The organism is Mesorhizobium sp. M4B.F.Ca.ET.058.02.1.1, assembly GCF_003952505.1.
GTDB lineage: Bacteria > Pseudomonadota > Alphaproteobacteria > Rhizobiales > Rhizobiaceae > Mesorhizobium.
Genome location: NZ_CP034450.1, coordinates 5904821 through 5927287, shown reverse-complemented (window position 1 = coordinate 5927287; position 22467 = coordinate 5904821). Strand labels below are relative to the sequence as shown.

26 protein-coding genes and 1 tRNA gene are annotated in these 22467 nt (G+C 63.1%); 17 read left to right on the top strand and 10 right to left on the bottom strand.

The genetic code is table 11. The features are described from left to right. Positions 1-138: 138 nt before the first annotated feature. The 3 genes from EJ073_RS28890 (at position 139) to EJ073_RS28880 (ending at position 3532) form a co-directional block, all read left to right on the top strand. Positions 139-1911, top strand: coding sequence for a hypothetical protein (locus tag EJ073_RS28890; protein ID WP_126058610.1), 1773 nt, complete (start codon positions 139-141; stop codon positions 1909-1911). Positions 1912-2043: 132 nt separating this feature from the next. Beyond that, positions 2044-2838, top strand: a complete 795-nt coding sequence (locus EJ073_RS28885; protein ID WP_126058609.1) for an alpha/beta fold hydrolase — start codon at positions 2044-2046, stop codon at positions 2836-2838. A gap of 76 nt (positions 2839-2914) precedes the next feature. Then, positions 2915-3532: a hypothetical protein gene (locus tag EJ073_RS28880; protein ID WP_126058608.1), complete on the top strand. Its 618-nt coding sequence runs from the start codon at positions 2915-2917 to the stop codon at positions 3530-3532. Here EJ073_RS28880 and EJ073_RS28875 read toward each other — a convergent pair. Beyond that, a complete protein-coding gene (locus EJ073_RS28875; protein WP_126058607.1) occupies positions 3522-4457 on the bottom strand; it encodes a metallophosphoesterase in 936 nt (311 codons plus the stop codon). The genes EJ073_RS28880 and EJ073_RS28875 overlap by 11 nt on opposite strands. Positions 4458-4525: 68 nt before the next feature. On the opposite strand from EJ073_RS28875, the gene EJ073_RS28870 reads away from it, so the two are divergent. Continuing rightward, positions 4526-5029, top strand: a complete 504-nt coding sequence (locus EJ073_RS28870) for an NUDIX domain-containing protein (protein ID WP_126058606.1) — start codon at positions 4526-4528, stop codon at positions 5027-5029. A gap of 2 nt (positions 5030-5031) precedes the next feature. Here the strand turns inward: EJ073_RS28870 and EJ073_RS28865 are convergent, their stop codons facing one another. Then, entirely contained in the window at positions 5032-6021 is a 990-nt protein-coding gene (locus tag EJ073_RS28865) for a glutathione S-transferase family protein (RefSeq protein ID WP_126058605.1), read from the bottom strand. Between the two features lie 275 nt (positions 6022-6296). Here EJ073_RS28865 and EJ073_RS28860 point away from each other — a divergent pair, with 275 nt between their 5' ends. From EJ073_RS28860 to EJ073_RS28835, 6 genes are all read left to right on the top strand, one after another. Continuing rightward, complete coding sequence (locus tag EJ073_RS28860; protein ID WP_126058604.1) at positions 6297-6833, top strand: N-acetyltransferase; 537 nt, start codon at positions 6297-6299, stop codon at positions 6831-6833. A 114-nt stretch (positions 6834-6947) separates the two neighbouring features. After that, positions 6948-7709 (top strand): 3-hydroxyacyl-CoA dehydrogenase, encoded by a 762-nt coding sequence (locus EJ073_RS28855; RefSeq protein WP_126058603.1) that lies wholly within the window; start codon positions 6948-6950, stop codon positions 7707-7709. A 5-nt stretch (positions 7710-7714) separates the two neighbouring features. Further along, positions 7715-8887, top strand: a complete 1173-nt coding sequence (locus EJ073_RS28850; protein WP_126058602.1) for a CaiB/BaiF CoA-transferase family protein — start codon at positions 7715-7717, stop codon at positions 8885-8887. Positions 8888-8925: 38 nt separating this feature from the next. Beyond that, positions 8926-9702, top strand: a complete 777-nt coding sequence (locus EJ073_RS28845; protein WP_126058601.1) for a HugZ family protein — start codon at positions 8926-8928, stop codon at positions 9700-9702. A 159-nt stretch (positions 9703-9861) separates the two neighbouring features. Further along, the gene (locus tag EJ073_RS28840) at positions 9862-10200 is read left to right on the top strand and encodes a metalloregulator ArsR/SmtB family transcription factor (protein WP_126058600.1); all 339 of its coding nucleotides are present in this window, start codon (positions 9862-9864) and stop codon (positions 10198-10200) included. 111 nt (positions 10201-10311) lie between these two features. Further along, entirely contained in the window at positions 10312-11109 is a 798-nt protein-coding gene (locus tag EJ073_RS28835) for an RNA methyltransferase (protein WP_126058599.1), read from the top strand. Here the strand turns inward: EJ073_RS28835 and EJ073_RS28830 are convergent. The 3 genes from EJ073_RS28830 to EJ073_RS28820 all read right to left on the bottom strand — a co-directional run bounded on the left by EJ073_RS28830 (position 11057) and on the right by EJ073_RS28820 (position 13321). Next, positions 11057-11386: a hypothetical protein gene (locus EJ073_RS28830; protein ID WP_126058598.1), complete on the bottom strand. Its 330-nt coding sequence runs from the start codon at positions 11384-11386 to the stop codon at positions 11057-11059. The genes EJ073_RS28835 and EJ073_RS28830 overlap by 53 nt on opposite strands. Before the next feature lie 41 nt (positions 11387-11427). After that, positions 11428-12588 (bottom strand): hypothetical protein, encoded by a 1161-nt coding sequence (locus tag EJ073_RS28825; RefSeq protein ID WP_126058597.1) that lies wholly within the window; start codon positions 12586-12588, stop codon positions 11428-11430. Between the two features lie 151 nt (positions 12589-12739). Beyond that, complete coding sequence (locus EJ073_RS28820; RefSeq protein ID WP_126058596.1) at positions 12740-13321, bottom strand: DUF1134 domain-containing protein; 582 nt, start codon at positions 13319-13321, stop codon at positions 12740-12742. Between the two features lie 362 nt (positions 13322-13683). On the opposite strand from EJ073_RS28820, the gene EJ073_RS28815 reads away from it, so the two are divergent. Then, complete coding sequence (locus tag EJ073_RS28815) at positions 13684-14313, top strand: histidine phosphotransferase family protein (RefSeq protein WP_126058595.1); 630 nt, start codon at positions 13684-13686, stop codon at positions 14311-14313. Between the two features lie 248 nt (positions 14314-14561). Next, positions 14562-14930 (top strand): response regulator, encoded by a 369-nt coding sequence (locus EJ073_RS28810; protein ID WP_126058594.1) that lies wholly within the window; start codon positions 14562-14564, stop codon positions 14928-14930. Positions 14931-15013: 83 nt separating this feature from the next. Here the strand turns inward: EJ073_RS28810 and ctrA are convergent, their stop codons facing one another. Then, complete coding sequence (gene ctrA, locus EJ073_RS28805) at positions 15014-15709, bottom strand: cell cycle two-component system response regulator CtrA (protein WP_006203583.1); 696 nt, start codon at positions 15707-15709, stop codon at positions 15014-15016. 448 nt (positions 15710-16157) lie between these two features. Here ctrA and EJ073_RS28800 point away from each other — a divergent pair, with 448 nt between their 5' ends. After that, the gene (locus EJ073_RS28800) at positions 16158-16535 is read left to right on the top strand and encodes a flagellar export protein FliJ (protein ID WP_126058593.1); all 378 of its coding nucleotides are present in this window, start codon (positions 16158-16160) and stop codon (positions 16533-16535) included. Positions 16536-16602: 67 nt separating this feature from the next. Here EJ073_RS28800 and EJ073_RS28795 read toward each other — a convergent pair whose 3' ends face one another. Further along, positions 16603-16932 (bottom strand): helix-turn-helix domain-containing protein, encoded by a 330-nt coding sequence (locus EJ073_RS28795; protein ID WP_245455409.1) that lies wholly within the window; start codon positions 16930-16932, stop codon positions 16603-16605. Positions 16933-17096: 164 nt separating this feature from the next. Here EJ073_RS28795 and EJ073_RS28790 point away from each other — a divergent pair, with 164 nt between their 5' ends. Continuing rightward, a complete protein-coding gene (locus EJ073_RS28790) occupies positions 17097-18023 on the top strand; it encodes an NADP-dependent oxidoreductase (protein WP_126058591.1) in 927 nt (308 codons plus the stop codon). Positions 18024-18091: 68 nt separating this feature from the next. Here EJ073_RS28790 and EJ073_RS28785 read toward each other — a convergent pair whose 3' ends face one another. Continuing rightward, positions 18092-18367, bottom strand: a complete 276-nt coding sequence (locus EJ073_RS28785; RefSeq protein ID WP_006203587.1) for a DUF1153 domain-containing protein — start codon at positions 18365-18367, stop codon at positions 18092-18094. Between the two features lie 261 nt (positions 18368-18628). Between EJ073_RS28785 and mnmA the strand changes: the two genes are divergently transcribed. After that, a complete protein-coding gene (mnmA, locus tag EJ073_RS28780; protein ID WP_126058590.1) occupies positions 18629-19819 on the top strand; it encodes a tRNA 2-thiouridine(34) synthase MnmA in 1191 nt (396 codons plus the stop codon). Between the two features lie 42 nt (positions 19820-19861). Here the strand turns inward: mnmA and EJ073_RS28775 are convergent, their stop codons facing one another. Beyond that, positions 19862-20827, bottom strand: coding sequence for a Gfo/Idh/MocA family oxidoreductase (locus EJ073_RS28775; RefSeq protein ID WP_126058589.1), 966 nt, complete (start codon positions 20825-20827; stop codon positions 19862-19864). 240 nt (positions 20828-21067) lie between these two features. Between EJ073_RS28775 and EJ073_RS28770 the strand changes: the two genes are divergently transcribed. Both EJ073_RS28770 and EJ073_RS28765 read left to right on the top strand, forming a co-directional pair. Continuing rightward, a tRNA-Met gene (locus EJ073_RS28770) sits at positions 21068-21144 on the top strand. A 171-nt stretch (positions 21145-21315) separates the two neighbouring features. Next, positions 21316-21540 carry a hypothetical protein gene (locus EJ073_RS28765; RefSeq protein WP_126058588.1) on the top strand — a complete coding sequence of 75 codons (225 nt, stop codon included), beginning with the start codon at positions 21316-21318 and terminating at the stop codon, positions 21538-21540. A gap of 260 nt (positions 21541-21800) precedes the next feature. Here EJ073_RS28765 and EJ073_RS28760 read toward each other — a convergent pair whose 3' ends face one another. Then, entirely contained in the window at positions 21801-22433 is a 633-nt protein-coding gene (locus tag EJ073_RS28760; RefSeq protein ID WP_126058587.1) for a hypothetical protein, read from the bottom strand. Positions 22434-22467 lie beyond the last annotated feature (34 nt).

The following is a 22467-nucleotide window of genomic DNA, read 5'->3' as shown; positions in this document are numbered from 1 at the left end:
CGATACCGGCTTTCGCGCGTTAACCATGGGCAATTATCCGGTGGCTTACGCGATCGCATAACACAACTATGCTTGTGCGGCAGTGCCATCGCTATATGATCGCGCCCTAACCTGTGCCGACTTCGAGAGGATCGACACTTGCAGCATGCCCCGCCTGCCGCCCCCGCAGTGCGCGAGACACTTGAGCGACTGCTCGCCAGCGAAACATTCGGACGCTCGGAGCGTGCCCGAAAGCTGCTCCGCTACCTGGTCGAGCGCGAGCAGGCCGGCGAAGCCGACCGGCTCAAGGGCTTCTCCATCGCCATGGATGTCTTCGGCAGGGACGGCGATTTCGATCCGTCGACCGATGCCGTGGTCCGGGTCCAGGCGGGCAGGCTGCGCGAGCTCCTGCAGCAATATTTCGCCAATGAAGGCGTTGCCGAACCGGTGCGTATCGCCATCCCGCGCGGCGGCTATGTTCCATCCTATGAGCTGAACGCAATTCGCCTGCCTGTCGGCGAGGAGCCGGCGGCGGGCGTGGCGCGTGCCATCGTGGCGCCCGGCTTGCCAGAGGAGCCCGCTCCCGCACAGTCCGCGCCGCCGATGTCGCCGCCCGCTTCTCAGGCTCATGGCCCGTCGCTGACCCGCCACCTGAGGTTCTTCTGGGGCGCGATCGCTGTCGTCATCGCCATGCTGGGCGTGCTCATCCTTCGCCAGGGCGGCGATGCCTTGCTCGGCGGCGGGGATGCGGCCTCGGTGGTCGAAACAGCGGCGACAGGTAGCATCGCGTCTTCACCGGTGGAGACCTTGCCTTTGATCTACATCGCCACAAAGGCGAGCGGTCCCGAGGCGGCGCGCGTGGCTGCCTCGCTGCGCACCGGCCTTGCCGGTTTCGACACGATAGACTTCATCGGGCGCGACGCTGACGGCACGCATGATCCGGCCGCCGACGCCACCAGCTTTGTATTCGACATCTTGCCTGGACCCGCGCCAAGCGATGTCACGATCGAACTGCAGAATGTCGCCACCGGCCGGGTGCTCCTGTCACGCAACCTGACGGCCGAGGACAGTGCGCCCGACGCGGTCGAGGACAGCATCGCCAACATATTGACCTCGACCATTCCGGCCTCCGGACCGATCTACGGCTATATCGAGCAAAGCGGCATCGGCACTGGCCTGACGCAGTGCCTGGTGCTCAACGACAGATACTATCTCGATCAAAGCGCAGCGACGCACGAGGCTGCCTATCGCTGCCTCGAGAAACTGGCCAACCAAGGTGCGAAATCGTCGCTTGTCTATTCCGAACTCGCGTCCCTGCATCTCGAGGCCGTCACCGATCACTACGCCTATCCTTCCGGCGCGACGATCGAACAGGCGATGTCGTTTGCCCATCGTGCCGTGCAGATCGGGCCGACCAGCCCCTATGCGCATCGCGCCTATGGCTATCTCAATTCGCGCCTCGGCAATACGGACGAAGCGATCCGCTGGATGCGCAAGGCGCACGAGCTCAATCCCTACGATCTCGGTATGGCCGCAGCCTACGGCTATGGGCTGATCTTCGCCGGCAAGTACAGCGAAGGCACCCCTATCATTGCACACGCCGTCGAGACCTTCAGTGGCCACCCGACATGGTGGGACTACGGCCTGTTTGTCGGCGCGTTCATGCTGGGGGATGCGAGGCAGGCCGCCATTGCCAGTGAATCGTTGCGCACCACGGCCACCAAGTCTCATTATCTGGCCGCGCGCCTGATCGGCGCCAAGATTGCCGGCCGCGGCCAGTTGGCCGGCCAGTTGACCGATGAACTCGTCGCCAAATTCCCGAAATTCGCCGCCGATCCGCGCGCGACCTTCGTCGACCGCAAATACCCCGCCGATCTCACCGACAGGTTGGTCCAAGCTTTGCATGCAGCAGGCCTTGGTAGCGCCAGCTGAATTGTACTAGAACGGCGCGGCTGATCGCAAAAAATTTACTGGCCGTTGCTCTAGACAAAGAGCAATCGAGCCACAATTTGACTACGGGGGCGCCTGTTCGGTCGCTGGGGCTTGGAAAACTCATAAACTTTCATGGATTCTTCCGTTTATGCCGCCGAACGGGGCGCCGGCTCGAAGGTTGTCGTTTTCCTGCACGGTTTTGGCGGGTGCCATGATGTCTGGCGCCAGGTGATCTCGACGCTATCTCCCGGAATGCGGACGATTGCCTACGACCTTCCCGGCCACGGGCATTCTCTCAGTGTCCCCGGCACATCGGCGCGCTCCGCCGCCAAGGCCATTCTCGCCGACCTGGCGACACGCGGAAGGAAGAAAGTGCATCTCGTCGGCCATTCGATGGGTGGCGCGGTCGCGACCCTGTTGGCGTTGAGCGAGCCCGAAAGGGTAGCCTCGCTGACGCTTCTGGCGCCGGGCGGTTTCGGACCGGAGATCAACGGGCCGCTATTGCGCCGCTATGCGGCGGCGGCCGGCAGAAACGAGGTTCGTACCTGTTTGGCCGCCATGTCCGGACCAGGGGAACAGCCGCCGGAAGACATCGTGGATACGCTTGCCGAGATGCGCGAACGCCCCGGTCAGGTGCAGAAGCTTGTCGAGATCGCCGCCGTCATGACCAGGGATGATCGGCAAGGCGCCATTCCGCGCGAACAGTTGGGCACGCTCGCCATGCCGGTGATGGTGGTCTGGGGCACGGACGACGCCATGCTGCCGGTTGCCCAGGCAGACGACTTGCCGGCGCATTTTCACCTGCATCATGTTCTGGAAGCCGGCCATATGCTGGTCGAGGAAGCATCCGATCTGGTCGCTTCCGCCGTGCGTCGTAACATGAGTCGGCGCCGTCGACGCTCGTCCGCGCGTGACCGGGCGGTATAGCTGATCCACCATCTCACCAGTGCATTTTGTCGGCGACTGTGTTAACCCGCTGTTAACCAACACGAGGCAGCCGCCGATGAAGGACGCAGGCGAGAAACCCACCCCGATCGAGGCGTCGCGCAAGCTGTCCGATGCCATTCGCGACGTGAAGAACGCTTTCGCTGATCGCGACGATGTCGTCGTCGACATGCGCGAGGCGCACCGTATGCGACTGGATCTGCTTGCCGCTGAGCTCGCCCCTGTCTTTGCCGAGGTGCCCACCGACATGGACAATTTCGACTTCGCGGTCTCGTCCGGCCTGCAGCCGCGCCTGTGGATCGATGCCGTCTGCCACGTCGCCATGGGACGCGACCGCCGCACCTATCGCTTCCTCAGGGACACGCGCATCGGGCGCGTGGTGCTCGCCGAATCGAGCGACATGAAGGTCGTCGCCGATTCTGTGACGCGCTATGTGGCCGAACGTGTGATCGAGCGCCAGAGGATGATGGAAGGCGGGGTCGAGCATCCCGTTCCCGGCATGCATCGGGCATCGGTGAGAGAAGCCGAACCGCCCTTGCGGGCGACCCGGCGCGGCAAGGCCTGGTCAGCCGTCCTCTCCGGTTTGGGTCTGATCGCCGCCGGCGCGCTTGTTGGGCTTGCCGTGTCGCTGGTGCTGTTCTGGGATCGCCTCGCGGCCATCAAGGTCAGCTTCTGACCAGTTGGCGAGGTGCCTCGGCATCGGCCACCAGTTCAAGCACCTGCAGGTCCGAAGGCGGCATCGCCGGGCCGGTCAGACCGCGCCGCGTCAAACGGACCTGCCAGTCGCCTCTTTCGCCGTCGATATCGATGAGGTTGTATTGCGCCGCCTGGTGCCTGCCACCGAGCCCCTGCCCGGCCGCTGCGACGCCGACGACAGGGATCTTTTGGCCGCGCCGGCCGATGAAGAACAGCGTCGGGTCATGCGAATGACCGTGCAGAACGAGCTCGGCGCCATGCCGGTTTGCAGTCCGCTGGAAGAGCTCGATGCCGAATAGCCGCTTGTATTGGGAAACCGCCCCGCGCACCGGCGGATGATGGATCATGATCACCCGAAACAGACCGCTGCCGGCCGTTGCGTCCAGGATTTTGCCGAGTCGTCGCGCCTGGGCTGCCCTGAAAAAGCCGTTGGCCATGAAAGGAGCGGTGGCGCGCGCCGTCGAGACGCCAATCAGCGCGACATTGCCGCGCACGCGCAGATAGGGAAAGGCGTTGCGGTCGACCGGCCCGCTGACGCCGTCGCCTGTCATCCAGGCCGCCCATGATCGGCAGACCTTGTCGAAGGCGCCCGGTACATAGGCATCGTGGTTTCCGGGGACGACCGACACGTCATCGGGCGAGCCCAGCGTCTCCAGCCAGTGCCTGGCCATCTCGATCTCGCCGTCGAGCGCCAGATTGACCAGATCGCCGGTGACGGCGAGATGGTCCGGTTGGCTGGCTTTGAGATCTGCGACGATGCTGTCGATGACCGCATCATGCATGTGGCGGCGGCGATTGCGCTGCCAGTTGACATAGCCGACCACGCGCTTGGAGGCGAGTTCGCGATAGGTTACACCGGGAAGCGGCCCCAGATGGACATCGGAAATATGCGCGAGCCTGAACATTGCTCTTTCATAAGCGAGCCGGTGCCTGCTTTCCACTCATGGTTTTGCGTCGAATCGCGGTTCCGCGGATGACGGCGCCGCTCGATCCGGAAGCGGCCATGCGTCAGACCGGCTGGCCGGGTCTCAGGGCAAGGTTGTTCCATCTGTCTTTCCTGCTCAGGCGGCCGATGACGCTCGGCGTGCGCGGACTGGTTCACGACCGCACCGCCAATAGCATCTTCCTGATCCGACACACCTATGTGCCCGGCTGGCAGTTGCCGGGCGGCGGCGTCGAGGTCGGCGAAACACTTCTGGAGGCGCTGGCGCGCGAGCTTGCCGAGGAGGGCAACATCAGCATGACGGCGCCGCCAGAGCTGAAGTCGGTGCATTTCAACCGCCGCTCCAGCAGGCGCGATCATGTCGGTTTCTATCTGATCGAGAATTTCAGCCAGACGACGCGAAAACTGCCCGACCATGAAATCGCCGAGGCCGGCTTCTTCCCGCTTGACCGCTTGCCGGAAGCGACGACGCCTGCAACGCTGCGGCGGATCGCCGAGATTTTCACGAAGGCTGAGATCTCGCCCTACTGGTAAGCCTAGGCAGCTTTCCCAAACCGCGCCCGGTCGTGCGGCGCTGCGTAGTCGATTTCCGGCCCGACCGGCACGATGCCCGTCGGATTGATCATTCTGTGGCTGCCGTAGTAATGCGCCTTGATGTGATGCAGGTTGACCGTGCCCGAAACGCTTGGCACCTGATAGAGGTCGCGCAGATAGTTCGACAGGTTCGGATAGTCGGCGATGCGGCGCAGATTGCACCTGAAGTGCCCGACATAGACCGGGTCGAACCGCACCAGCGTGGTGAACAACCGCCAGTCCGCCTCGGTGATGCGGTCGCCTGCGAGATAGCGCTGCTTTGACAGTCGCGTCTCCATCTGGTCGAGCACAGAAAACAACTCTTCGAACGCCTCCTCATAGGCGGCTTGCGTGGTGGCGAAGCCGGCGCGATAGACGCCGTTGTTGATGGCCGGATAGACCACAGCGTTGACGCGATCGATCTCCGCGCGCAGCGCCTCGGGATATAAATCGAGCCCCATGTCTCCCCATTCGTCGAAGGCCGAATTGAGCATGCGAATGATCTCGGAAGATTCGTTGGAGACGATCGTTTCTTCCTTCTTGTCCCACAGCACCGGCACCGTCACCCGGCCCGAATAGGCCGGGTCGGCCTTGCTGTAGATCTGGTGCAGGAAATCGAGGCCGTACAGCGTGTCGCCGGTGGCGCCATCCTGCGGCAGGAAAGTCCAGCCGTGCGCGCCCATCAAATGATGCACCACCGATACCGAAATGACATCTTCCAACTTCTTCAGCACCCGGAAGATCAGTGTCCGGTGCGCCCACGGACACGCCAGCGAGACATAAAGATGGTAGCGGCCGGGCTCGGCCTTGAAGCCGCGCGAACGGCCTTCGGCAGGCGCCCCGTCGCGCGTGATCCAGTCACGCCATTGCGACTGCGCCCGCACGAACCTGCCGCCGCTGTCGGCCGTATCGTACCAGCGATCCTGCCACCTGCCTTCGACCAGCAATCCCATGCAAAACTCCATTGCGCCCTGAGGCCCATGTAGGCGCAGGGTCGCGATCCCGAAGGCCCGATGTGCTGAACAGACCGTCACTCGACCCAAACGGTCGATGAAATTGTGCGGATTGCAGCGGCCGGAAATTTTTGCTAGCGGGAACTCCGCATGTTTGACTTTGCCACGATCCGGTTCGACCGACGACGAAAGGGCGCCCGCGCTTGATGAAGCGCTGACTGGCGAACGCTGCCGCTTGCAGCAAACCCTTCCTCGCATACCGGAACGCGAAGACCATGAGCCTTGCCGACGTCGAATACCTGCCGGAAACCCCGGCGCATGACTCCGAAATCGAAGCCATCAACGACGAAGCCTTCGGGCCGGGCCGCTTCGTGCTCGCCGCCTACAAGATCCGCGAGGCGGGAGGGCACGAACGTGCAATGTCCTTCGTCGCCGTCGATGGCGATACCGTCATCGCCTCGGTGCGGATGACACGCGTGGCCGCCGGCGCCGGACGCGCCATGATGCTCGGACCGCTCGCTGTGCGCCCCGCCTTCAAGAACCTCGGCATCGGCCGCCGGCTCGTGGCGATTGCGCTCGAAGCCGCCGTCAAGGCCGGCGCGCCGGCGGTGATCCTTGTCGGCGACGAGCCCTATTATGGCCCGCTCGGCTTCAAACGCTTCCCGCGCGGTCAGATTTCCATGCCGCGGCCCGTCGATCTCGACAGGCTGCTTCACCACGAAATCACACCCGGCGCCGTGGCCAAATTCGTGGGCGAGGTCGGCCATGCGGATCAGGCGCGTGTGCCGGACCAAGTTCCGGCAATGGCCTGATCGACGGCTCAATCGGCACGATTGATCCCGGTCAAGCTTCGATTGACCCCGTCTGCCGTTGCGCCGTCGTGACGTCCTTCGTAGCATGACCGGGAAAAACGTGGAGGACGCCGCATGAACCCGAATGGCCAGATTTCGATCGTCACCGGCGGCGGCTCCGGCCTCGGCGAAGCGACGGCTCGCGCGCTTGCCGCCAGGGGTGCGCACGTCGCCATCCTCGATGTCGGCGTCGAGCGCGCGCAAAAGGTGGCAGCCGATATTGGCGGCATCGCCGTCCAGTGTGACGTCAGCAGCGACGCCAGCGGCGTTATCGCCGTCGGCGAGGTGGCGCAGAAGCTTGGCGAGCCGCGCATCCTCGTCAATTGCGCCGGCATCGCCATCGGCATGAAGACGATCGGCAAGGAGGGTCCGCATGCGCTCGACCAGTACCGCAAGGTGATCGAGATCAACCTGATCGGTACCTTCAACATGATCCGCCTTGTCGCCGACCGCGCCGCCAAGCTCGATGCGCTGGAAGGCGGCGAGCGCGGTGTCATCGTCAACACGGCGTCAGTCGCCGCTTATGACGGCCAGATTGGCCAGGCAGCCTATTCGGCCTCCAAGGGCGGCGTGGTCGGCATGACGCTGCCGGTCGCCCGCGACCTTGCTCGCTCAGGCATACGCGTCTGCACCATCGCGCCCGGCATCTTCCGGACGCCGATGATGGCCGGCATGCCGCAGGAGGTGCAGGATTCGCTCGGCGCAGCGGTACCGTTCCCGTCCCGCCTCGGCGAGCCGTCCGAATATGCGGCACTTGCACTCCATATTGTCGAGAACCAGATGCTGAACGGCGAGACCATCCGCCTCGACGGCGCCATCCGCATGGCGCCCAAATAGCCCCGATGGACACCGGCATCCCCGCTGCCGGAAAGGCCGGTCCGCTGGTCGGCCTGACGGTGATCGAGATGGCTGGCCTCGGCCCATTGCCGCTGGTCGGGCTGATGCTGTCGGAAATGGGCGCCGAGGTCTTGCGCATCGAGCGCGCCGGCCCCAGTCAGCCTTTGCTGGACCTGCCGGGCGAATACGATCTCGACCGTCACGGCCGCTCCATCCTGCGTGTCGATCTGAAGCGCGGCGAAGGCGCCGACCTGCTGCTCGGCCTCGCCGAAAGGGCCGACATGCTGATCGAGGGCTATCGCCCTGGCGTCATGGAGCGGCTTGGTCTCGGGCCTGACACGGTGCTGGCGCGCAATCCGGCGCTGATCTACGGCCGCCTGACCGGCTTCGGCCAGGGCGGGCCGCTTTCGGACCGCGCCGGCCACGACATCACCTATCTCGGCTATTCCGGCCTGCTGCACGCCATCGGCAGGCAGGGAAGCCCGCCGGTCCCGCCGCTCAACCTCGTCGCCGACTATGGCGGTGGCGCCATGATGTTGGTTGCTGGCGTGCTCGCTGCTTTGTTCCAGCGCTCGCGTTCCGGCAAGGGCCAGGTGATCGATGCCGCCATGGTTGAAGGCGCTTCCATGCTGGCAACGCCGATACACGCCTTCATGGCGGCCGGCCTCTGGAGCGACGCACGCGGCGAGAACCTGCTCGATTCCGGCGCGCCCTTCTACGATACTTACGAGACGGCGGACGCGCGCCATGTCGCGGTCGGCTGCCTCGAGCCCCGCTTCTTCGCCGAATTCGCCAGGCTGCTCCCGCTCGACCCGCGCTTCGCGCATGGTCAATACGACAGGACGACATGGCCGGCCATGCGCGCCGAAATCGCCGCGCGGATGAAACAAAAGACCCGCAACGACTGGGAAGCGCTTTTCGCCGCAAGCGATGCCTGCGTCGCCCCGGTGTTGTCCTTGCTGGAGGCAAGGGATCATCCGCACAGTCGCGCCCGCGGCGCCTTTGTGCAATCAGGCAATCTCGATCGCCCTGCCCCGGCGCCGCGCTTCTCGCAAACGCCGTCAGCGCTGGCCACCGCGCCGACCGATCGTGATCTTAAGCCGGAGATGGTTCTGGCGCGCTACGGCATGGCTGAAAGCGAGATTGCCGCCCTTGTCAAATCCGGTGTGATCGGATGATAAGCGGAGCAGAAAGATCAGCTTAACGGGGAGCGCTTTTGGTCGATCGGAAAAAAGACGTCATCCGCGAGACCGACGCCGCAGCGGTCAGGCTGGCTAAGACGCTGATCCGCGGCGCCCGTTTCGGCGCCCTGGCTGTGATCGACCCTGAGACCGCAGCGCCGCTGGCGAGCCGGGTCGGCGTCGCCACCGACAGCGACGGCGCCCCGCTGATCCTGGTCTCGATGCTGTCGGCGCACACCGGCGCGCTGCTTGCCGACCCGCGTTGCTCGTTGCTCGTCGGCGAGCCCGGCAAGGGCGATCCGCTGGCGCACCCACGGACAACCCTTGTCTGTCGCGCAAGGCGGCTGGAGCGCGGTTCGGCCGAACATATGCGCGCCGAGCGGCGCTACCTCAACCGCAACCCCAAGGCGAAGCTTTACGTCGGACTCGGCGACTTCTCTATTTTCCGCCTCGAACCGGAACGCGCCAGCCTCAATGGCGGTTTCGGCAAGGCCTACCTGCTCGACCGCGCCGACCTCGTCATCGCCGGACCTATCGTCGAGGAACTGGCCGAAGGCGAGCAATCGGCGCTCGACCACATGAATGCCAACCATCTCGACGCGATTGCCGTCTATGCGCGCCATTTCGCCAAGGCCGAGGGAGACGGCTGGGTCGCCACTGGTTTCGATGCCGAAGGCATGGACCTGGCGGCTGGCGATGCCCTATGCCGGGTCTTCTTTCCTGAGCCCCTGAAAGCCGCGCGTGAGTTGCGGCCCGTCCTGGTCGACATGGCAAAGGCCGGCCGCGCAGCCGGCTATTCACAAGAGCGGTAGTTAATTGTCTTGAATCAAAAGCAAGTCTTGAGATTTGGAAGAAATGTTCTACCCTTTGGTGTGTCGCTGATTCAGCAGCGGGCATCCACAGGTGAATTCATGGAATCAGACGCTATTGCCCCCATAGCGTCTGGATGAGCTGAAAAACATGGGGCATCGATGATCTCGAGCAAGCTAATCGCCAACGCCGAATCGGCAGCCACGTTTCTGACGCTCATGGGCAATGAGAAACGGCTGTTGATCATGAGCTATCTGGTCGACGGTGAAATGTCGGTCGGCGCCATCGCCGAAAAAGTCCAGCTGAGCCAGTCCGCCCTGTCTCAGCATCTGGCGAAGTTGCGGGGGCTTGACCTCGTCGAGACCCGCCGCGACCGGCAGATGATCTACTATTCCTGCAAGTCCGACGCCGCGCGCGAGCTGCTTCGCATGTTGGACGGCATCTTCGGCGACGGCGATCTGTCCCAGATGGCCCATCGGCTGCGGCGCGCCGGGGCTTGACCGGCAGGCCCGATCGCTCCTTACCTCGCTGACGATCGCCAGAGCGTGGCTTGGGTCCAGACGGACCCACGAGCCACGCTCCGGCACTTTGAATCCTCGGCTGGGCAGCGCATGGACCTTATCCGCATCGACGATCCAGGTGACCCGCGCGTCGCCGCCTATCTCGATATCCGCGAGCGCGATCTCGTTGGCCGTCACGGCCGTTTCGTCGCCGAGGGCAAGGTGGTGCTCGACGTGCTCTTCTCGGCCGGCCGCTTTGCCGCCGAATCGGTGCTGGTCCTCGAAAATCGGCTGGCGGGCCTCGACACCACCTTGCGCAAGGCTCCGGCTGACCTTCCGGTCTATATCGCCACCAGCGAGATCATCGACGGGATCGCCGGGTTCCACATGCATCGCGGCATATTGGCGATCGGCAGCAGGGGTCCGGCGCAGTCCGCCGAGGCCTTGCTCGACACCTTGCCCGGCGGCGCGCTTATCGTCGTTCTCGTCGGCATTGCCAACCACGACAATATGGGCGCGATCTTCCGCAACGCCGCCGCCTTCGGCGCCGATGCGGTCTTTATGGACGCGACCTGCTGCGATCCGTTGTACCGAAAAGCCATTCGCGTGTCGGTCGGCGCGGCGCTGAAAGTCCCCTTCGCATCCTTTGACGACACCGCCGCTTTCACCGCCCTGCTCGATCAGTCGGGCTTTGGCCAGTTCGCGCTGTCGCCAAGCGGCGAGACAGATATCCGCGATGCGCAGAGGTCGAAGCGGCTGGCGCTCTATCTCGGCACCGAAGGCGAAGGCCTGCCCGAGGGCTTGCTCTCCCAATTGCGCACGGTGCGGATCGCTATGGCGCAAGGCTTCGACAGCCTCAATGTCGCGGCCGCATCGGCAATCGCGCTGCATCATTTTTCGCGCGGCTGACATCGCCTATGAGAGACGTGGTCGAAGACTGATCTGGTTTCGGAACGATGCGCGTCGTGCCGATCTCACTCGGGGCGGCCTCGATCCTGAAGACCTCCATGTCGTCTGCCAGCGGCACTGGAGCGCCGGTTGCCCTCGATCGCGCATCGCAGGCCATTTCGGTGATACCCCACAGCGACGTCGCGACATCCAACAGCGCAGAAAGCAGCGGATAAAAGAGCCAGAGAGCGAGCAGGAAAACCGCGGCGACCGCACGGAGGATCATGGCATCAGACATGGTGATGCCCGGCCCTGGGTGCAAGCAGGTGGCGGTGCGCGCTACCTTCCGTTCGGCGAATGCGCCTTTTGCAGCGCCCGCACACGATCGGCAAGGCTGGTGACGCGTTCCCCATTCGCCGGTCGGCCTTCACGCGGCGGAGAGGCGAGCGCCTTGGCGATCGGCGAATCCGGTCCATCCAGCTTCATCGTCAGGTTGACGACCTCGGCGGCCAGTTCGTTCATCTGGTCGCGCAAGGCAGCACTTGCGTTGCGTGCATCATTGCCCGCACCGGACTTCGATGTTTCCCGGGCGGCAAGGTCAGTCTTGAGCCGCTTGTTCTCGCGCGCCAGTGTCGTCAGCCGCGCCTCCAGCCGCTCGCGATCGCCATCAAGCCTGGCGATCGCCTTGTCGATGTCGTTGCCGGTAACGTCGACCGTCAACGCCGCGGCAGCAGGCCCTGCGGCCTCGCCCTTCGCCCGCTCGCGATGCCGTAGCAGTTCCTTCTCGCGGCGGTCGAGCTTCTCCTCGCGATCGGCAAGCGTGGCGAGCAGCCGCTCGACCTTCTTGTCCAGTTCGCCGGTTCTCTTCTTTTCCGCCTTCAGGGCCTCGCGCGCGGCCTTGCTTTCGGCCGTCGTCTCCTGGTTGCGCCTGTCCGCTTCCTTGCGCTGGGCGCGCAGCATGGCGATGTCGTTGGCGAGCTTGTCCAGCTCGGATTCGCGTGCCACCAGCTCGATCTGGCGGTTGCTCGAGGCGAAGCTGGCATCGTCGTACATGTGCTCCAGCTTTTCCAGCTCGAGCGCGCGCTTCTCCAGCATGCGCTCCATATGCGCCAGTTTCTCGGACAGTTGGTGCAACTGCTGCTCGCGCTGGTGCAGTTCCCCGGTCCTCGCCTCGAGGTCGGAAAGCGCCTGGTTCTTGTCCTTCCGCTCGACCGCCAACCCCTTAAGCGCCTCGCGGCCGCGGCCGATCTCGACCAACTGCTCGGCGGCTTTTTCCTGCAGGGCCTTGACCATCATCTCCAGCCGTCGCGTCGACATCGCGAACTCGGCCCTGACCTGATCCTTGTCTGCCTGGATTTCGGCCAGCGTCAGCGGCATCGAAGCCTCGAGCCGCCGGCGCGTCAGCGCGACCGCCCGGCGCCAGATGGCCGGAGCGACAAGCAGCGCCAGGAAGCCGGCGCAAAGAAAGCCGAGGGCGAAAAACAGGATCGACTGGACCAAGGTGACTATCCGCTATGGATGGCGGCAACCGCCAAAGCTCGACTTTGCCACCTTGGCATGACGGAAATCCAGCGCCGCGGCAAGAGCATGCCGCGGCAAGACCTGCAACAGGCCGAAGCACTGATGTCGGATTGGCGCGGCCATGAGCTTGTCAGAACGGGTTCCAGGTCGGCCGCTGCGTAAGTTTCAGATAGCCGAGATTGACGCCGAGCCTGGCGCCGACGCCGGTCCGGATCGGAACGAGCAGGACCCTGTTGTTCTGCAGCACGTTGAAGCCGACGCCCGCCACGACATAGGCGGAGCCGGCAACGCCGCCGAACCGGTTATAGAGATTGCCTATGTCGTCGAGGTTGTAGACAAGCATCATGACGCGCGACCCCTCGCCGCCGAAGTCCCAGCCGAGCGAAGGGCCTTGCCAGAACACCTTATGGTCGCCGGCATTCTTGGTGTAGAGGGTGCCCTCGCCATAGGTCAGGCCGCCGATCAGCGCGCCGGACCCTTCCTCGCCGAGCAGGTAACCGTTCGGTAGGCCGTAGGACGCAAAAATCTTCTCGACGACCGTGGCCAGGCCGCCAGAGGTCGCGCCGAAGAACTTGTGGCCGGAATCGACGATCTCCTGAGCGGTATATTCCTGGGCCCGCAGCGCGGAGGTTGAGAAGGCGAGAACGCTGAAGAAGGCAATCGCCATGGAAATGACGCGGAAAAGATTCCGGTCGTAGTATCGGGAAAACATGCTTCCAATCTCCGTCAGGGAGCACTTTCGCCGACGCCTCGCACCCCCTCCGGCTCTTGGCGGCCGCTTGAGGTGACTTTCACGGGCAAACTATGCCGTAATCCTTTTTCAACCATTAAACTCTCACATGAAGATGGCGGTTCGAAGGCCGGGAAGCCCCGCCTCCGGCCACGAGTCGCTGCGCCGGCCCGGCATTTCTGCGCGAAAGCACCATTTTCGCCGCCGACAATTTTGGATTTGTTGCTGCACGCACAGGCGCTGTGTATTCAGAGTGCCCAGGGAGAGCGCGTGATTCGTGTTGGCGGGGCGCAACGACTGATCGCTCGGCCGTGAATACGTGAACTTTAGCAGGGACTTCGCCTATGGCCGAGCTTTTCACCCTTTCCGCACCCGACCTTGCCGCGCTCCTGTGCAGCCGGGTCTGCCACGACATCATCTCGCCGGTCGGCGCGATCAACAACGGCCTTGAATTGCTCGATGAGGGCGGCGCCGACGAAGACGCCATGAAACTGATCCGCCAGAGTGCCAAGAACGCTTCGGCCCGGCTGCAATTTGCCCGCATTGCCTTCGGCGCCGCCGGTTCCGCCGGCATGATGATCGACACCGGCGACGCCGAGGCTGTCGCCATCGCCTTCCTGAAGAACGAGAAGCCGGAGCTGGTGTGGAACGGAACCCGCGCGCTCCTGCCCAAGAACAAGGTCAAGCTGCTGCTCAACCTCATTCTCGTCGCCAACGCCGCCATCCCGCGCGGCGGCAAGCTTGTCGTCACACTCGAGAATCTCGACGCCGAGCCGCGCTTTGCGCTGTCGGCCAGCGGTCCGATGCTGCGCGTGCCGCCGAAATTCCTCGAACTGCATTCCGGTCATAAGCCCGAGGAGCCGATCGACGCCCATTCCGTCCAGCCCTACTACACGCTGCTCCTGGCGCGCGAGGCCAACATGACGATATCGATCCATGCGACAGCCGAGGAAATCGTGCTGTCGGTCGTCTGAGCGCTGTATCCGCCGGCAAGAACAGATAAAGTATTTATTCCAGATAATATTTGTGATGGAGCCTGAAATTCAGGCGAAGCAAGTTTTTCCGGCCAGTCCAGGCTGAGTTCGTGACGCAAAAGCGAACAAGGCGCATCTTTGCAAAAACTTTACCTAACGGCTTTTCCGCTTCTTTACCAGATTGAACTATGGTGGCCACGGTTACCCGCACGTTGCCGGTTCGCCGGAATGGCAAAGAGGACCCGGAAATGAAACGCTGCCTGTTCGTCGACGATTCGAGCGTCATCAGGAAGGTCGCAAAGCGCATCCTCGGTGGCTCCGACTTCACCGTGATCGAAGCGGCCAGCGGGCTTGATGCCATTGAGGTGTGCGCCGCCGACATGCCGGACGTCATCGTTGTCGACGGCGGACTGCCGGACATGCAGGCGGTGGACTTCATTCGCCGGGTGCGCGCAATGGAAAGCGCGGTCAAGCCGCAGATCCTGGTCTCTCTGGTCGAGGTCGATGTCGCATCGATCATGCGGGCAAAGCGGGCCGGCGCCCAGGGCTACCTCTTGAAACCATTCAACCGGCCGCAATTGCTGGAACGATTCCGCGTCCTGAAGATCGCCGCCTGACGGCAGGCCAGGATTGGCCATTCAACACAAAAAACCCGGCTGAAGCCGGGTTTTTTGTGCTGAAGAGCAATCGAAAGAATGGGTCAGGCGCTGACGCGGATGTCTTCCGGCTCGCGCAGCACGTAGCCGCGGCCCCAAACGGTCTCGATGTAGTTCTGGCCGCCGGAGGCCGCGTCGAGCTTCTTGCGCAGCTTGCAGATGAAGACGTCGATGATCTTCAGTTCCGGCTCGTCCATGCCGCCATAGAGGTGGTTGAGGAACATTTCCTTGGTCAGCGTGGTGCCCTTGCGCAGCGAGAGCAGCTCCAGCATCTGGTATTCCTTGCCGGTCAGGTGGACGCGCTGGCCGCCGACTTCGACGGTCTTGGCGTCGAGGTTGACCACCAGGTCGCCGGTGGTGATAACCGACTGGGCATGGCCCTTGGAACGCCGCACGATGGCGTGAATGCGCGCCACCAACTCGTCCTTGTGGAATGGCTTGGTCATGTAGTCGTCGGCGCCGAAGCCGAGGCCGCGCACCTTGTCCTCGATGCCGGCCATGCCGGACAGGATCAATATAGGCGTCTTCACCTTGGACAGGCGAAGCGTTCTCAAGACTTCATAGCCCGACATGTCCGGCAGATTGAGGTCGAGAAGGATGATGTCGTAGTCGTAGAGCTTTCCGAGATCGACACCCTCTTCGCCGAGATCGGTCGTATAGACATTGAAGCTTTCCGATTTCAGCATCAATTCGATGCTTTGTGCGGTTGCACTGTCATCTTCTATCAGCAGAACACGCATTTCATTCCCCTTTTCTGCTGCCGGACCATGTCACGACCCGTCCGGGACCGGAGCAGTGATTGCCTGAACAGAAGGTGCCATCGAATGGTTAACAAAACCTAATTTCGTGCCGAGGACGATACCAGATTTTTAACCCCTTTCTACACCCTCTTGAATCTAATAACGAATCACAGACCAAAACCGCTAATGCACCACATTAATAAGCCAGCCTAAGTGACTCCAGGGACTCGCTGGTCGGCTTCCCGTCGAAAGCCGGAATTTTTACCCGGCCTTAAGTCCTCGCCCGTATGATTAACAATGCCCGTAAACGAATGGTTACCAACGGCAAAAAACTTTAGGAGTTTGTTTCCCATAGTGGGGGGAAAGCCAGGGGATACGGGCAGCGCTTGGGCCTTTCCGAGCGGATTGGACGATATGTGCGGGTGTGCGTTTCCGGGAGTACCGAATCATGAAGTCACGTGAAAACCTCGTTCGGCTGAAACAGTTTCAGGTGAATGAGAAGCGGCGGCAGCTGCTGCAGCTCGACATGATGATCGCCGAGTTCGAACGCATGGCCGTCGAACTGGAGGTGCAGATCGCCGCCGAGGAGAAGAAGGCCGGCATCACCGACATCAATCATTTTGCCTATCCGACCTTCGCCAAGGCGGCGCGCCTGCGCCGCGACAACCTGAGAAATTCGCAAAGCGACCTCGCCCAGCAGCGAAGCACTGCCGAATCATTACTCGGCGAAGCTGAAGCGGAGCTTTCCAAGGCAGAGATGCTGGAATCACGCGACACCAAGATTCGCGACGCCGAACTCGGCGGCCGCAGCGCAATGATCGGGTAAAGCCGCCGACGAGCGCTATCCGCGCGACGCAAGCCGGCGAACCGCCGGCCAGGAGCCTGGCGGCCGCTCAGTCCAGCGTCGCAAGATCCGCTTGACGGTCCATCGATGCCCGGGTGCGGGCCGCCTTGATGTCGGGCGCGTGCTCTTCCGACCAGGACTGTATCTGATTGAGCAGTCCCGCCAGGTTCCGGCCGAGATCGGTCAGCTCATATTCGACCCTTGGCGGGATCACCGGAAAGATCTCCCGCCGCACCAGCCCGTCGCGCTCGAGCACACGCAGCGTCTGAGTCAGCATTTTCGGCGTGATGCCTTCGAGCTTGCGGGCCAGCTCGCCATTGCGCATCCGCCCGCGGCGCAGCGCGCAGACGGTCAGGTAGACCCATTTGCTGGCCAGCATTTCGAGCACGGTGTGCGAAGGGCACGTCCGCCGGAATGCATCATAGCCGAAGGGGGCGCCGCAATCACTATCCATGAGCTGCCTATATATAGATAAGGTACATACTAGACAAGAGAATATTACTATCCAAATGATAGCGGCACACCAACATCGAGGAGCCTCTCATGCGTGCCGTTACCCAGAATACCGTCGGCGGTCCCGACGTCCTTGTCATCGCCGACCGGCCGGACCCGGCGCCGAAGGCCGGCGAAGTGCTGGTCCGCGTCAGCGCCGCCGGCATCAACCCTGTCGACGGCGCGGTGCGCGGCGGCAACTATCCGCTGCTCGGCGAGCCGCCCTTCATCCTCGGCTGGGACATTTCCGGAACCATCGAGGCGCTTGGCCCCGATGTTACCGGCCTCAAGGTTGGCGATCAGGTGTTCGGCATGCCGCACTTTCCGAAGCAGGCGGCGGCCTACGCCGAACTGGCCGTGGCCCCCGCCGATGAGATTGCGCCAAAGCCCGAAAGCATCGATCACATCCACGCCGCGGCGCTGCCCCTGGCCGGCCTGACAGCCTGGCAAGGCCTCGTCCGCCACGGCGGCCTGAGAAAGGGTCAGCGCGTGCTGGTGCACGCGGCGGCCGGCGGCGTCGGCCATTTGGCGGTGCAGATCGCCAAGGCGCACGGCGCCCATGTCATAGCGACCGCCAGTCCGGACAAGCTCGACTTCGTGCGCTCGATCGGCGCCGACGAGGTCGTCGACTACACCGCAGGTGATTTCACCGAAAAGGTCGGCGATGTCGATCTGGTGCTGGACGCAATCGGCGGCGATCATGCCGACCAGTCGCTGAAAGTCGTGCGTGACGGCGGCATGCTGGTGTCGCTGCTTAACGTTCACGACGCCACCAGGGCAACGGCCGGCGCCCGCGGCATCCGCGTCGAGCGCATGTCGGTGGTGCCGGATCGCGACGGTCTCATTGAACTCGGGAAATTGGTCGATGCGAGAAAGCTTGCCGTGCATGTGGCGGAAAGCTTTCCGCTGGCGCGGGCCGGCGACGCCCATGCCTTCCTCGCCGCCAGGCCGATCGGCAAGGTGGTGCTGGCAGTCTGAGCGCGGGACGATCCGACAAAAAACGAAGGGCGCGGTTTACCGCGCCCTTCGTTTAGCCTGAACAGGCCTCAATGCCGGTATTGTTGGATGCGCGTCGTGCGCAGCCCGGCAAGGCCGTATTCGTCGATCGACGCTTGCCAGGACAGGAATTCCTCGGTGGTGAGCTTGTAGCGCTGGCAAGCCTCTTCGAGGCTGAGCAGGCCGCCACGCACCGCGGCCACCACTTCCGCCTTGCGCCGGATAACCCAGCGCCGTGTATTGGTCGGCGGCAGATCGGCAATCGTAAGAGGGCTGCCGTCAGGCCCGATAACATACTTGACTCGCGGTCTAACCAGATCGGTCATCGTACTCTCTACAAAAAACTCAAAGACCCAATCCCCGCCACAGTACCGCCACAGCTTTAAAAATTGCCTAAGCGAACCCTAATGACTAGGTAAGGATCGTGAACGTCGCGTTAGCGTTTTCCTCGGCATTTGAGAGATGCGCCGCCGGGCATTGATTTTGCAGGCAAAAAATCGACCCGTCCGGGAGACGCTGGCGCCACGCGGGTGCTTGACCTATATTCCGGCCATTGGCATTCAGACGCCACGCAGAACGAAAGTACAATGAACAGCCTCGACCTTCCCGGACGCCCCGAAAACACCCGCGTCGTCGTCGCCATGTCGGGCGGCGTCGATTCCTCTGTCGTCGCCGGCATCCTGAAGCGCGAAGGCTATGACGTCGTCGGCGTCACGCTGCAGCTCTATGACCATGGCGCGGCGACACATCGCGCCGGCTCGTGCTGCGCCGGCCAGGACATCGACGATGCCCGCCGTGTCTCCGAGACACTCGGCATCCCGCATTACGTGCTCGACTACGAGGAGCGCTTCCGCAAGGCGGTCATCGATCCCTTCGCCGATTCCTATGTCGCCGGAGAAACGCCGATACCCTGTGTTTCGTGCAACCAGACGGTGAAGTTTGCCGACCTCCTGGCAACCGCGCAGGACCTTGGAGCCGATGCTTTGGCCACCGGCCACTACATCCGCTCCGGCGCCAACGGCGCCCATCGCGCGCTCTACCGCCCGGTCGATGCCGACCGCGACCAGAGCTATTTCCTGTTCGCCACCACGCAGGCGCAGATCGACTATCTGCGCTTTCCGCTGGGTGGCCTGTCGAAGCCGCAGGTTCGCGCCATCGCCGAGGAGATGGGGCTAACGGTCGCCACCAAGCAGGACAGCCAGGACATCTGCTTCGTGCCGCAGGGCAAATATTCCGACATCATCGCCAAGCTGAAGCCGGCCGCCGCCAATCCCGGTGACATCGTCCACATCGACGGCCGCGTGCTCGGCCGCCATGAAGGCATCCTGCGCTATACGATCGGCCAGCGCCGCGGCATCGGCATCGCCTCCGGCGAGCCGCTCTATGTCGTCCATCTGGACGCCGACCGCGCCCGCGTCATCGTCGGCCCGCGCGAGGCGCTGGAGACGCACAAGATCTATCTGCGCAACATGAACTGGCTGGGCGACGGGCCGCTCGCCGACGTGCCGGCCGGCGGGCTGGAGCTGTTCGCCAAGGTCCGCTCGACGCGCCCGCCGCGTCCGGCGGTGCTGCATCACCGCGATGGCGTCACCTCGGTGGAACTGGTCGACGGCGAGTCGGGCATCGCGCCCGGCCAGGCCTGCGTGCTCTATTCCGACGACGGCAACGAGGCGCGCGTGTTCGGCGGCGGCTTCATCGAACGCTCGGAGCGCGGCGCCGAGGCCGAGGCCATGCTGACGCGGCTTGCCGCCCGCCCGGCGCAGATCCCCGCCGAATAGCGCGGCACATCGCCACGATCCTCTGGACGGTTTAGGCCAGGCTCAGGATGAAGATCCGGTGTGGGTGACTGTACCCGCCGTCAGGATGCGCAGCACCCTGATCGCTTCCTCGCCGCTGGTGCGGGGTTCGGCCCGGGTTTCGATGCATTGCATGAAATGCGCGAGTTCGCGCGTCAGCGGCATGCCTTCACCGACCGCCACATAGGACGGCTCGTTGGTAGTGAAGGCCCACTGGCCGCTGTCCTGCCAGACCGCATGGCGATAGACGGCAAGCTTGCGCTCCCAAGGTTCGACATCGTCGAACACCGCCATAGCCTTGGTGCCGACAACCGTCAGCCGCCGCTCGCGATAGGGATTGAGCCGCGATGCGAACAGATGGCTGCGCAGGCCGTTGGGAAAGCGCATGTGCAGATGCGCGAAGTCGCTGAGATTGTCGAGCAGCGCCGCGCCCTCGCCCCTGACCTCGATCGGTTCCGTGCCGGTGATCGCCAGGATCATCGACAGATCGTGCGGCGCGAGGTCCCACAGCGCGTCGTTCTCGGTATGGAACTTGCCGAGGCCGAGGCGATGCGAATGGATGTAGCGCACCTCGCCGAGCTCGCCATTGTCGATCAGACCCTTGAGCGTCTCGAAGGCGGGGTGGAAGCGCAGGACATGGCCGACCATGAAGACGCGGCCATTATCCTTGGCCGCCTTGACCGAGCGCTCGGCGTCGGCCACCGTCAGCGCGATCGGCTTCTCCACCAGCACGTCCTTGCCACCCTCGACGGCGCGCACCGCCATGTCGGCATGGAACTGCGGCGGCAGCGCCATGATGATGGCGTCGACGTCGTCGCGGGTGAACAATTGCTCCGGTTCGATCGCCAGGCAGTCCTGCTCGCTGGCAAAGCCTTCCGCGCGGGCGCGATTGAGATCCGAAACCGCGTGCAAGGCGCCGAGCGCCTTGAGGGTGCGGATATGGTTGCTGCCCCAGTATCCGCAACCGAGGACTGCAATGCGCGGCTTCATTCGTTCAAACTCTAGAATTTCGTGGCCGAGACATAGCGACGTGCCCGGTCGAACTCAACCCCGGTAGCCCAGATCAGATGCCTGTCCGGCAAAGCTTTTGGGGTTGCGCGAATATGCCGGGCGACTGATCGTATCGAAGCTTGACAGGCTTGCCCTGCCAACCTTATATCCGCGCCGACCTTGGTGAACGCCCCGACATGCCTTGCGGTTTGAGGCAGATTTCGGGCCTTTCACCGCCCTGGCGGGGTAGCTCAGTTGGTTAGAGCACGGGAATCATAATCCTGGGGTCGGGGGTTCAAGTCCCTCTCCCGCTACCATCCACTTCCTTAATGAAATCAAGGCGTTGGCGCTTGCCCGCAAGGGCGGTCGCGCCGATTTTGTGTCGCGCCATGTTGCAATCAGCTTCCGTTGATTTCCAAGTGTTTCCTGCGACTATCGGCAGGTCCACGCGACATGGTATGCGACATGAATAAGGAGGAAGCACAGCCATGGAATGTTTTGTCATCGTGGATGGTAAAACTCAGAACAAAGTTCCGATCGGCAATATCGAGTCCGCCAAGAAGCTTGCGCTAGAGCATGCGCGAGGCGTCGACGACACTCGCAACATTCATGTTCTCGTTCGTTGGCCAGGACTGACACCACCAAAAGCAGATGTGGTAATTCCTTACGACGCACAAAAGAGCGCATGGGGAGATCCGCGAGATTGGCCATAACGCGGGTCGCTGAGAGAGCCCGAGCAAGAGGAGATTGATTTGTCGATTCCGCACAATGACTACGCGGCAGGCTTCGAGGCTGGATTTCGAACAGTGAGAGGGATGAATGCGGCACTCCCTGCATTACCGGCGCAACCAGCCACACCAGCGAATTTCACGCCGTTCTTAGTGGGGGTGCGAAAAGGTCTTGAGAGTGCTGGGGTGAAAACAAAATAGCCCGCCACCGTGAGGCAGCGGGCCGGTTCCGTAAAATGGCCTGACTAACCGACAGACAACCCTCCCCCGCGGGCAATGCGGGCGATATCTTTCATGACGCATTCGAGATCGCTGCAGTCGAACCCCCACGCCTTGTGCACCCGCGCTTTCGTGGCGATGTCCTCGAAAGTTTGCGCGGGGTAGCGGATCACCCGACCAGCTGCCACCGAAACGCGGCTGTGCTGGCGCTGATAGGCGCGATCAATCTTGGTGAAACCCGTCTGTCGGCGGATCGCCCATTCGGCTTTGTTGTAAGCCCGGATGGGCTCATCAAATTCGATGCGCCCAGGATGACGCCAGTCACTAAGTTCGGCGACGGTCATCTTCCGAAAGGCTTCTACCTCGGTTGCTGTAAGCTCACGCCTGACCGGCTTGACCAGTTTGGCCCGCTCTTCAAAGTACTGGCGCTCCGCGGCAGCGTGCTCGGGCTCAATGGCCCGAAGCTTGGTCCATTCGACAAAGAAGGTCGCTTCCAGGCCTGAAAGCTTGCCGACCGCCGGCGCGGGCGAGGCATTGGCAGCAGAGATGCTGACGCCGAGCAGCGTAGCAGCGAGGCCCGATCCGCTCATGACGAGAGCGGCCCGGCGGTTGATTGTGGGCAAACCTTCGGCGGCAGCCCGAACACGGTTGTTCGGCATTGCTCTATCTCCTAGTTGGGTTTAATACCCCATT